The organism is Hymenobacter coccineus, assembly GCF_001816125.1.
Taxonomy (GTDB): domain Bacteria; phylum Bacteroidota; class Bacteroidia; order Cytophagales; family Hymenobacteraceae; genus Hymenobacter; species Hymenobacter coccineus.
Window position 1 is genome coordinate 1 of sequence record NZ_MDZA01000343.1, and the last position, 243, is coordinate 243.

The following is a 243-nucleotide window of genomic DNA, read 5'->3' on the forward strand; positions in this document are numbered from 1 at the left end:
CAGGGGGTAGCCGGTTTGGTGCGGCAAGGGTAGGGCGCGGTTGCTGAGCAGTCCATCCAGCGGGCCATCGGTGGCGGTGAGGCCGGCCAGCACCAGCGCGGGGGGCGCTGGGCGGGCGGCGGGCAGGCGCTCGGGCACCAGCAGCAGGGGGTAGCCGGTTTGGTGCGGCAAGGGTAGGGCGCGGTTGCTGAGCAGTCCATCCAGCGGGCCATCGGTGGCGGTGAGGCCGGCCAGCACCAGCGC

The 243-nt window shown here is 74.5% G+C and carries 1 protein-coding gene; it reads right to left on the bottom strand.

What is annotated here, in order from left to right; all coding sequences use genetic code 11:
• The coding region (locus BEN49_RS28215) for a hypothetical protein (protein WP_158022983.1) at positions 1-243 on the bottom strand (243 nt) is incomplete at both ends.